Here is a 6,094-nt window from a genome sequence, read left to right on the forward strand (position 1 = left end):
GTTGCGGGTGCCGGCCGGCGCAGGTTCGCAGGCTCCTTGCCGCCTTCGGGCTGGCTCATTGATAGCGTGCCTCGCCGGTCGGCACCCGGCCGTGATGTGGCTCGACAGAGGCATGCAAACGACCTTCCTTGAAGTCAGGGTGCCCGCCACGGTGACCTCCTCGCCCGTCATCTCGTGGGAGTCCACCGACCGTGATCACCATTGGTATCGACCGGCACAAGTCCTCGCTCACGGCAGTAGCCCTCGACCCCGCCGGCAGCACGTGGCCGCCCGCCGCGTCACCGTCGACGCCGCAGCGTTCAAGACGCTGATGGCATGATCGGCGGGCTGGCCGCAGCGGCGCTTCGCCGTCGAAGGCGCGGCCGGCCTGGGCCGACCTATCGCCCAGCTGCCGGCCGCGGCCGGCGAACACGTCGTCGACGTCCCCGCGACCCTCGGCGTCCGCGCGAGGTTGCTGGACACCGGCGGCGGCCGCAAGACCGACCTCGCCGATGCCGCCGGCGTCGCCTTCGTCGCTCAACACAGCCGCAGGCTGCGCACCGTCGCCGCAGAGGATCAGACCACGCTTCTACGGACGCTGGCCGAACGCCGCGACGACCTGGCCCACGAACGCGTCCGGATCACCAACCGCCTACACGTGCTGCTACGTGACCTGGTCCCCGGTGGCGCCACGCTGGGCCTGTCCGCCACGAAGGCCGCCGCCCTGCTGCGCGCTGTCCGGCCGATCACCGCCACCGACGCCTGCCGCCGCGACCTCGCCCGCGACCTGGTCGACGACCTACGCCGCGCCGACCGGTCGCTCAAGGCCAACGAGAAGCAGACCCAACACGCCCTGAAAGTCGCGGGCAGCAGCCTCACCACGATCCACGGAATCGGAACCGTCCTCGCCGGGAAGATCCTCGGCCACGTCGGTGACGTCACCCGGTTCCCGACCGCCGACCACTTCGCCAGCTACACCGGAACCTCGCCACTGGACGCCTCCAGCGGCGACAAGCGCCGCCACCGGCTCAACACCGGCGGCAACCGCCAACTCAACTCCGCACTACACCATCGCCGTCTGCCAGGCCCGCGACCCAGGACCCGGACGCGACTACCACCAGCGCAAACTCGCCGAGGGCAAGACCCCCGCCGAAGCCCGCCGGGCACTCAAACGGCGCCTGGCCAACATCATCTACCGGCAGCTCACCAAAGATCAACAGCGGAGGGCCGCCAGCACTCCTTGACACACAGAGGCGCTATAAGGTCACGAATGCCCAGCTGGTGGCGCGCAGGAGCGGTCACCCGGACTGTCGACGGATCCACCGAAGCACAGCAGTCGTCAGTCAGAACAAGGGTCAGACAACCGGGTGACCGCTATACATCCTCACTGTCAGGACAGGGACGCGATTGGGGTGAGCCCGATCAGCCGTCCATGCCAGGGGCAGTAGGATTCAACATTGCGGTAGCCGTCGGTATCGACGAACGACGGCATGACATCGCAGATCTTCAGGGCGTACGCGGCAAAAGTGAAGGTGTCCGGGTCGATTGACCAGCTGTAGCTGCTATTTACGTCGCTGAAGCCGCGGATCAGCTCCCCGGCCGGGATGCGCTGAGGTGCTCGCTTCGCGAGGATGTCCTGGGCCATCTTGATGTCATCGCCCGACGTCAAGCGGACGTTGAACTTTTCCTCCAGACCCGCGTTGGAATGCGGAACCGCGAAGGTCGCGACGTATTCCGTTGCCTGCGCAGTGTCTTTTGCGGAGCCCGCCGCGCCGGACGCCGGCGTCGCCAGCGACAACACTGCGACAGTCACCACGGTGGGCCCGCCAAAGGTAAACGGGGAACGCACAAATCCTCCAGAGCGAATACAGGTAAGCCACCACTACGGTTCACGGCTCGCCGTTGGTTTCATCATCAGCCGCCTCGAACAGGTCTTCCGCCCTGGAGCGCCGCTCCGATCCGGGCCTCCGGCTCCGGGATGGAAGAGGGGCGTCCGGCGCCTGCGGTGAGTAGGTGGTACGGGGGTCGCTATCCCGTCGCCTTACGCCCCACCGAAGGAAAGCACCGTAGTCGAGCTCTCCGCTTTTATGCTGTGGTGAATGCCAGCATCCACCACAGACACGAGCGCGATGATCAGCGCACAACCTCAGCGTGGTTGATTCCAAGTCCAAGCAGCCACATTGTTTACCCCCCTTTCCCTCAAGCGACTTGTCACGTACTTCAACATTACGGACCAGCAGCACCCATGGTTCCCAATCGTATGGCTCGTCACACTGCCTACCACCCCTGTGTGTATCAAGGTTAAGTTGTGTGCCTTGAGATGAACTTTGCACGGCGCAACTTAGCGAGAGCATCGTGAGATTGCCACGCGAGAGATGGTGGACGTGACTCCAAGCCATGACGAGGGACCACAGCTCCCGACCCAGCTAGAGACTGTGATACCACTAGCCGAGCGGGGCGACTTTCCCAGGGCTGTCGACCTGCTACGGGAAGCGCTCGACGAGCATCTCACTGCAAGACAAAGGCTTGCCACTAGCAGTCTCCTCGGCGCCGTTCTGCGCGCACAGGGCGACTTTGTATCGAGTGTCCGCGAACTACGGATCGCTCTGGCTATATCTGCCCGAGAATACGGGCCAGACAGTATGGTCTACGCCGATACAGCAAACAATCTTGGCGTATCGCTAAAGGCCTTAGCGTGCTACGGCGAAGCCGACTACCTCTACGAGAAAGCCAGGGCGATCATCCACGCTCAGGGGACGGTCGGCACCGACATCCACGCAACCCTTCTGCATAACATAGCTGGCCTGGCTCATGCTCGCGGCGCCGCTGCAGAGGGTGTAGACACAGCCCGCGAGGCTGTAGGCATTCGCGAGAGACTTCACGGGGCTGATGATTTGCGCGTCGCGGCCGATCTCGCCAATCTGGGCGGGCTGCTGTTCGATGTGGCACAGTTTGATGAAGCTGAAGCTTGCTTCAATCGGGCATTGCACATCTTCCGGAGTCAGCTCGGCTCGGAGCACGCGGAGGTGGCCGTCAATCTCAACAACTTAGCCGCCCTGGCCGAGGAGCGTGGATCCTTTGACGAGGCCGAGGAGCTTTACGACCAGGCCATCCGTATAAAGAACTCATACTGGGGCCCAGAGCATCCCGAGACATTGCTAAGTAGATATAATCGAGCTCACCTCTTGTTCACGCTCGGCCGCCTGATCGACGCAGCTTCCGAATGCGAAGCGGTAGTCGCGGCATTGAGTCAAACCGTGAATACGGACCACCCCACCCTCAAGCGAGCAAAGTTGCTGATGAATCAAGTCAAAGTTGAGCACGACTCTCGGTAAGATCGACGCTGGACAGACAGGATGCGTCAGGACGGAGCGGTGAACCGGCACAACGTGTAATGGTTCATCGCCACGGAGAAGAACAGGTGCTCGGTGGTAGCGGGCCAGTCGTCGGCTCAGACGATGACCATGGCCCATTGGACCATGTCGGCGTGTTGTTCGGGGTGGCGTATAAAGTCGCGGACGGTGCGCTGGCACCCGGTGATCCACGGAAAGGTTTCTCCGCGACCCATCTGTGGTGCAGGATCTGGAACGACCTTCTCGCGTGCGAAGAAGACCGCAGCTCTTTTCAGGATCTCCTTCTCGAGTGTCGGCGCTCAGCTAATTCCCCGTTCGAGGGACGTGTAGCTCATCGATATGGACCGCCGCTCAGTTAATTGGGCTCTGATGCAGATTTGATGATCGAGCAGCGTGGATCATAGTCTCTGTCGCTTGTGGACGACGCGTGTGCTCTCTTTCCTCACCTCTCGCGAGTGGCTGTGGCCCGGGTTCAGCCTCATGGCGAGGGTCTGCTGGTCCAGGCTGCCTCGACGGCCGAGTTGGCAAGCTGCCCGAAGTGCCAGACCGTGTCGGGGAGGGTGCACAGTCGGTATGTGCGCCGCTTGTCGGATGCTGCGGTGGCCATGCGGCCGGCGCGGCTGGTGGTGAAGGTCCGCAGGTTCTTCTGCGACAACCGGGCGTGCGGCCGGAAGGTGTTCTGCGAGAGTCTCGGGTTCGCCGATCGGCACGCGCGAAGGACTCGGCTCGCCGGCGACGGGCTCACGTCGGTCGCACTGGCGCTGGGCGGCCGGGCCGGAGCGAGGTTGGGTCGTGCCTTGGGGATCGGGTGCAGTCCGTCGACGCTGCTTCGGGCGATTCGGCGGATCCCGGAGCGTTGCCTGGCGACGCCGCGGGTGCTGGGCGTGGACGACTTCGCGCTGCGCCGCGGCTATGTGTATGCGACGGTGCTGGTCGACATCCAGACCGGCAGGCCGGTCGAGGTGCTGCCCGACCGCACCGCGGACACGCTGAGCACCTGGCTGGCCGACCATCCCGGGGTCGAGATCATCTGCCGGGACGGCAGCACGGCATACGCTGGTGGCGCGACGTCCGGTGCACCGAACGCGGTTCAGGTCAGCGACCGATGGCATCTGTGGCGGAACCTGTGCCTGGCAGTGGACAAATGCGTGGCGCATCACCGTGACAGCCTGCAGGAACCGGCGCTGGCCGAGGCGGCGCCGACAGGGCAGCCGGCCCAAGTGTCGCCGCCACGTGAGTCGGGCCTGGCGACCCGAACCCGCCACCGCTACGCCCAGGTCCAGAAACTGCTGGGCGACGGCGTCTCCCGGGCGGCGATCAGCCGGCGGTTGAAGCTGGACCCGCATACCGTCCGCCGGTTCGCCGACGCGGCCTGCGTGGAGGAGCTGCTGACCCGAACCACCCGGCAAAGCGTGCTCGACGAGTTCAAGCCGTACCTGTGCCTGCGATGGAACGAGGGCTGCACCGACGCCGAGGCGCTGTTCCGCGAGATCGCGGAGCAGGGCTTCCGGGGCAGCGTCAAGACGGTCCGCAGGTTCCTGCAGCCCTATCGGGCAGGTCTGCCCATGCCGACGTCGGTCCCGGCGGTGGTCAAGGCCCGGCAGGCGGCCGGCTGGATCGTCACCGACCCGGACAACCTCAAACCCGAACACCGCGACCAGCTGCAGCGGCTCCTCGACCGCAGCCCGGCGTTGGCCGCCGTCGCCGGGCACGTGCGCGAGTTCGCCAAGATGATGAAGAACCTCACCGGCCACGACCTCGGGCAGTGGATTGCCAGGGTGCTGGCCGACGACCTGCCCGGCCTGCACTCTTTCGTCGCCGGCCTGCAGCGCGACCTCGACGCGGTGACCGCGGGGCTGACGTTGCCGTGGAGCTCAGGGCCGGTGGAAGGGCACGTGAACCGGATCAAGATGATCAAACGGCAGATGTATGGCCGCGCTGGTTTCGACCTGCTGCGCAAACGCGTGCTGCACGCGCACTGATCCCACCGCGGTGTGACAGCCCGCCGACGGGCGCCGTCGTTAGGGTGGTGGCATGGCGCGCAGAAACCGCAACGACCCCCGGCCCGGAGACGAGGACTTCGTGCCGTCCACCGACCCGGAGCGGCGCGCCCACGCTGACGCGCTGTCGCGTTCCCACTCCGGTCACGGCTGTGCCGAACAGGCCGTCGGCCTGTGCCAGGCCGGCGAGTACTACGCGATCGTCGGTGAACACGACCTGGCCGAGCAGATGTTCCGTGAAGCACTCGACATCGAAGACGCCGAACCAGGTGCCCCGCAGGCCGCCTACGCCTCGTTCCTGCTCGACCGGCACCGCCATGCCGAAGCCCTGGCCATGATCGCCGAAGCCCGCAAGCTCCAGCCCGAAGACCCTGACGTCTTCCTAGTCATCGGTGAAGCTCTTGCCGAACACGACTACCCGCAACAGGCCGCCCGCTGGTTCACCGCCGGCCTGGTCGCCCATCTCGGGCACCTCACCGATCTGACCATCGACGACCTGCGCGAGGACTTCGACGTAGAGTTCCTGTCCCGCGGCCGCTACCGGGCACGCCAGGCCCTCAACCTCCCGCAAGACCACATCGACGTCCTGGTGCAAGAACTGAGGTCATTTCATCCTGATAGATGTGGATGTCTCAGGTTGATCAACTGGGCGTGGGGATGCGGGCCGTGAAGTGAAGCTCCCGATAGGACTGGGGTTACCACACCAACCAGTACCAGCAGGAGCTTCAGTTGCTAACCTACCGCGCCCCGGTCCCGGGCCTG

4 protein-coding genes and 1 pseudogene are annotated in these 6,094 nt (G+C 65.1%); 4 read left to right on the forward strand and 1 reads right to left on the reverse strand.

Annotated elements, in window-relative coordinates; genetic code table 11:
* Positions 1-388: 388 nt before the first annotated feature.
* Positions 389-991 (forward strand): annotated as a pseudogene (locus AB0J67_RS38610) (transposase); the annotation flags it as partial.
* Positions 992-1,369: 378 nt separating this feature from the next.
* Here AB0J67_RS38610 and AB0J67_RS38615 read toward each other — a convergent pair.
* Positions 1,370-1,795, reverse strand: a complete 426-nt coding sequence (locus AB0J67_RS38615; RefSeq protein WP_363490377.1) for a hypothetical protein — start codon at positions 1,793-1,795, stop codon at positions 1,370-1,372.
* 559 nt (positions 1,796-2,354) lie between these two features.
* Here AB0J67_RS38615 and AB0J67_RS38620 point away from each other — a divergent pair.
* The 3 genes from AB0J67_RS38620 to AB0J67_RS38630 all read left to right on the forward strand — a co-directional run bounded on the left by AB0J67_RS38620 (position 2,355) and on the right by AB0J67_RS38630 (position 6,002).
* Positions 2,355-3,314, forward strand: a complete 960-nt coding sequence (locus AB0J67_RS38620; RefSeq protein WP_363490379.1) for a tetratricopeptide repeat protein — start codon at positions 2,355-2,357, stop codon at positions 3,312-3,314.
* Positions 3,315-3,793: 479 nt separating this feature from the next.
* On the forward strand, positions 3,794-5,314 hold the full coding sequence (locus tag AB0J67_RS38625) for an ISL3 family transposase (protein ID WP_363490381.1): 1,521 nt from the start codon (positions 3,794-3,796) through the stop codon (positions 5,312-5,314).
* Between the two features lie 52 nt (positions 5,315-5,366).
* Positions 5,367-6,002, forward strand: a complete 636-nt coding sequence (locus tag AB0J67_RS38630; protein WP_363490383.1) for a hypothetical protein — start codon at positions 5,367-5,369, stop codon at positions 6,000-6,002.
* Positions 6,003-6,094 lie beyond the last annotated feature (92 nt).

It is taken from the genome of Catellatospora sp. NPDC049609 (assembly GCF_040675365.1).
Classification (GTDB): Bacteria; Actinomycetota; Actinomycetes; order Mycobacteriales; family Micromonosporaceae; genus Catellatospora.